3 protein-coding genes are annotated in these 4,929 nt (G+C 66.9%); 1 reads left to right on the top strand and 2 read right to left on the bottom strand.

Annotation, left to right across the window (positions count from 1 at the left end):
- Positions 1-437: YVTN family beta-propeller repeat protein (locus AC1DO7_RS39365; protein WP_477117424.1), on the bottom strand; the 437-nt coding region annotated here is incomplete at its 3' end.
- A gap of 143 nt (positions 438-580) precedes the next feature.
- Here AC1DO7_RS39365 and AC1DO7_RS39360 point away from each other — a divergent pair.
- Complete coding sequence (locus AC1DO7_RS39360) at positions 581-820, top strand: hypothetical protein (protein ID WP_441623638.1); 240 nt, start codon at positions 581-583, stop codon at positions 818-820.
- Between the two features lie 206 nt (positions 821-1,026).
- Here AC1DO7_RS39360 and hrpA read toward each other — a convergent pair.
- Positions 1,027-4,929 (bottom strand): ATP-dependent RNA helicase HrpA (gene hrpA / locus AC1DO7_RS39355; RefSeq protein ID WP_477117423.1); only part of this gene is annotated, 3,903 nt, incomplete at its 5' end.

Below are 4,929 nucleotides of genomic sequence, written 5' to 3'. Positions count from 1 at the left end.
GTCTTGGCCAGCGGCAATTGCTTGGCGATCTTCAGCGCCTTGCCGTCCCAGCGGTACAGGTCGACCCGGTCGAGGCGGTTGCCGGTGGTCAGGAACCATTTCTGGTCGGGCGAGAAACCGATCTGGTAGGGATCGTCGATATTGGGAACGCGCTGCTGGACCTTGCCCGTGACCGGGTCGAGGAAGACCAGGTCATTGCCCACTGCATTGGCGACGATCAGCGATTTGTCGTCGGGCGTGGCGATCAGGTGATGGGGCTCCTTGCCGACCGGGAAGGTCTCGAGCACCTTCTGCATGTCCTTGTCGATCAGCGTGACGGTTGCGTCACCCGAATTGAGCACCACCACCACTTCTGCCGAGGCCGGCGCCGCTGCCATCCCCAGGGACAGGGTACCGATCAAGGCAAACCCGGAAACTACACGACGCAATGCGAGCATAAGACCGTTAAACAATGACTTAATCGAGCATTCTAACGTTTCCGGGTCCTGATCCGATGACGCAGCTCAAGAAACTAACATTTGGTCACAATCTCGGGGTGGGGGGATAGGGGACGGGGGGGCAGAGGGTTCCTGGCGAATTTTTGGGGGCTGTTGTCGACGTCAAGGTCAACGTCAACGTCAAAGTCAACGTCAACGTCAACGTCAAAGGCTTTCGCGCCCCCGGCGCGACCTACTTTCTTTTGTCCGAAAAGAAAGTAGGCCAAGAAAGCGGACTCCTGGCCGGAGGGGCAGAAGAATCCAGGGTTTATGGGATTTGCGGATTCGTGGTGGGCGTGTCGGTTCTGCTGGAATCTGCCGGTACCGGCTCGGGCGGCCGCTAGGCTGCGGGCGGTGCTGGTTTCGTGGTGATGCCCCTGGGCGCTGGTGCACTGCTTGTTCGGGCATCTGCCGTTACCGGGTCGGGTGGCCACGGCATCGTGGCGTCGCTGGTTTCGTGGTGGGCGTGGTGGACCGGCTTTCGAGCCGAGGCAGGGAGCCTGGGCTGGGGGGCCTGTGGGCCTGTCATGCCACGCAAAACCAAGCCCCCTCACCTCTGCATCGCCTCCCAAACCTTCTGCAGCCGCTTTACCGACATCGGCACTGGCGTGCGCAGCTCCTGCGCGAACAGCGCCACGCGCAGTTCTTCCAGCATCCAGCGGAACTCGTCCAGGCGCGCATCCTCCACGCCCCTGCCCTGCTGGCGCAACTGCTTCTCGGCGCGCTGCCACTGCTGCAGCAGCGGCGTCATTTCCTGCAGGCGCTGGGTGTCGCGCGCCGGGTCGCCCTTGATCTTGTCGATGCGCATGGCGATGCCTTTCAGGTAGCGCGGGAAATGCACCAGTTGCAGGTAGGGCGTATCGGTCACGAACTGCTTACCCATCAACCGCGCCAGCTGCGCCTCCATATCGGCGTGCGCCGCGGCGAAGGGCTTGGCCTGGATCAGCTTGCGCGGCAGCGTGGCGTACTCGGCCAGCACTGCGCCCACCAGCCGGGCGATCTCCTGCGCCAGCAGGTTCAGGCGCGAACGCCCCTCCTCCTTGCGCGCGGCGAACTCAGCCTCGTTGCGCGGCAGCGGCGCCTGCAGGCAGGCGCGCTCGAGCGCCATCGTCACGATCTGGTCGCGCAGCATTTCCTGCGTGCCCAGCGTCATGTACTGCATCGCCATCTGCTGCAGGCCGGGGATGTTCTTTTCCAGGAACTTCACCTGCTCGCGCAATTGCAGCGCGAACAGGCGGCGCAGGCCGACGTGATGCACGCGCACGGCTTCCTGCGGGTCGTCGAACACTTCCACGTCGCAATGCGCTCCGCGGTCGACCAGCGCCGGATAGCCGAACAGCGTCTGGTTGCCCTTGCGGATTTCCAGCAGCTCCGGCAGCTCGCCGAACGACCAGCCGGTCAGCCCTTCGTACTGGCCGGGTTCGGCCGCCGGCGCCTGCGACGCGGATTGCGCAGCGATGCTCTGGAACGACTGCTGTGCCTGCCCGCCCAGCTCGGCGCGCAGTTGCGCCAGGTTACGGCCCATGTCGAGCTGGCGGCCATGTTCGTCCACCACCTTGAAGTTCATCGCATGGTGGGCCGGCAGCGTCTCCAGCTTGAAGTCCGCGCGCCTGACCATGGTGCCGGTCTGCTCGCGGATATCGGCGATCAGCACGTCGAGCAGCTCGCCCTCGCCGAACGGCCTGCGCTCCACGAAGCCGGCGGCGTAGTCGGGCAGCGGCACGCAATGCCGGCGCAGCTTCTGCGGCAGTGACTTGAGCAGCAGGTGCACCTTCTCCTTGACCATGCCCGGCACCAGCCAGTCGGCCCGCTCCGGGCGCACCTGGTTGAGCGCATACAGCGGCACGGTCAGCGTCACGCCGTCGCGGTGGCTGCCGGGCTCGAAGTGATAGGTCAGCGCCATATCCACGCCCGCCACTGGCATCAGCTTGGGGAACAGGTCCGTGGTAATGCCAGCCGCTTCATGCCGCATCAGCTCTTCGCGGTTCAGGTAGAGCAGCTTGCGGTCACGTGCGCTTTCGGTCTGGTACCACTGCTCGAAGGTGGCCTGCTGGTGGATCTCCGCCGGGATCAGGCGGTCATAGAAGGCGAAGATCAGTTCGTCGTCCACCAGCACGTCCTGCCGGCGCGACTTGTGCTCCAGGTTCTCGATCTCGCGCGTCAGGCGCTGGTTGTGCGCGAAGAACGGCAATTTGGTATCGAACTCGCCTTCCACCAGCCCGCGCCGGATAAACAGCTCGCGCGCCTCCGCCGGGTTCATCGGGCCGTAGTGCACGCGGCGGTGCTGGTAGACCACCAGCCCGTACAGCGTGGCGCGCTCCATGGCCATCACCTGGCCGGACTTCTTCTCCCAGTGCGGATCGCTCCAGCTCACCTTGAGCAGGTGGCGGCCCACCTGCTCGAGCCATTCCGGCTCGATGCGCGCCAGCGTGCGCGCGAACAGCCGGCTGGTCTCGATCAGCTCGGCGCCGATGATCCAGCGGCCCACCTTGCGCGCGATCAGCGAGCCGGGCCACAGGTGGAACTTGATGCCGCGCGCGCCCAGGTATTCGCGCCCGCGGCCGTCGGCCTCTTCGAGCTTGCAGCCTACATTGCCCAGCAGGCCGGTCAGCAGCGCCTTGTGGACCTGCTCGTAAGTGGGCTCGCTCTCGTTGAGGCGCCAGCCCTGCTCGGTCACCGTGGTCAGCAGCTGCGAATGCACGTCGCGCCATTCGCGCAGGCGCACATGCGAGAGGAAGCTGGCGCGGCACTGGTCCTGCAGCTGGCGGTTGGTCTTCTTGTGCGCCACCGCCTCTTCGAACCAGCGCCACATCTTGACCCAGCCCAGGAACTCGGACTTCTCGTCCATGAACTTGCGGTGGGCCTGGTCGGCCGCTTCCTGCGCCTCCTGCGGGCGGTCGCGCGGGTCCTGTACGGATAGCGCGCTGGCGATGATCAGCACTTCGCGCAGGCACTGGTGCTCGCGCGCGGCCAGGATCATGCGGGCCACGCGCGGGTCCAGCGGCAGGCGAGCCAGCTGGCGGCCGGTCTGGGTCAGCGCGTTGGCGTCGTCGCCCACGCTCTCCACCGCGCCCAGCTCCTGCAGCAGCTGGTAGCCGTCGGCAATGGCACGACCCAGCGGCGGCTCGATAAAGGGAAACTCCTCGATCGCGGTCAGCTTGAGCGCCTTCATGCGCAGGATGACCGCGGCCAGCGAGGAGCGCAGGATTTCCGGATCGGTAAAGCGCGCGCGGCCGACGAAATCCGCTTCCTCGTAGAGCCGGATGCATACGCCGTCGGCGACCCGGCCGCAACGGCCGGCACGCTGGTTGGCGGCGGCCTGCGAGATCGCCTCGATCTGCAGCTGCTCGACCTTGTTGCGATAGGAATAGCGCTTGACCCGCGCCATCCCGGTATCCACCACATAGCGGATGCCCGGCACGGTCAGCGAGGTCTCGGCCACATTGGTGGCCAGCACGATGCGGCGTGCATTGGAGGGCCGGAACACACGCTCCTGCTCCTGCACCGACAGGCGCGCGAACAGCGGCAGGATCTCGGTATGCGGCGGATGGTGCTTGCGCAGCGCCTCCGCGGCCTCGCGGATCTCGCGCTCGCCGGGCAGGAACACCAGCACGTCGCCGGGGCCGAGCCGGCAGAGCTCGTCCACGGCCTCGACGATGCCGTCGAACAGGTCGCGGTCCTTGCCCTGCGCCGCCTTGGGCGCACCCTCGCCCGGCGCCGCCTTGTCCTTCTCGATCGGCCGGTAGCGGATTTCGACCGGATACAGGCGCCCGCTCACCTCGATCACCGGCGCCGGCTTGCCGCCCTGCGCGAAATGCTCGGCGAAGCGGTTGGCGTCGATGGTGGCCGAGGTGATGATCAGCTTGAGGTCCGGCCGCTTCGGCAGGATCTCCCTCAGGTAGCCGATCAGGAAATCGATATTGAGGCTGCGTTCGTGCGCCTCGTCGATGATGATGGTGTCGTAGGCCCGCAGCAGCGGATCGTTCTGCGTCTCGGCCAGCAGGATACCGTCGGTCATCAGCTTGACCGAGGCACCCGGCGACATGGTGTCGTTGAAACGCACCTGGTAGCCCACGTGCTCGCCCAGCGGCGTGCCGATCTCCTGCGCGATGCGCTTGGCGGTGGAGGTGGCGGCAATACGCCGCGGCTGGGTGTGGCCGATCAGGCCGCCGCCGCCGTCCGCGCCCGGGCCGCGCCCGATCGACAGGCAGATCTTGGGCAGCTGCGTGGTCTTGCCGGAGCCGGTCTCGCCCGAGACGATCACTACCTGGCTGGCCAGCAGCGCCTGCGCGATCTCCTCGCGGCGGGCCGACACCGGCAGCGCCTCGGGGAACGTAATCGGCGGCAGCGGATTGGCCACGCGGCGCGGCCGGGCTGCACCTGCCTCGGCGCGGGGCCGGCCCTGGCGGCCCTCCCCGGGCGGCCTCGGAGGTCGCGCGGCCGGCGCCGCGGG

The sequence above is a fragment of the Cupriavidus sp. 05N40 genome (genome assembly GCF_056397305.1).
Note: the sequence above shows the minus strand (reverse complement) of the source record. Positions and strands in the feature narration are given on the sequence as shown.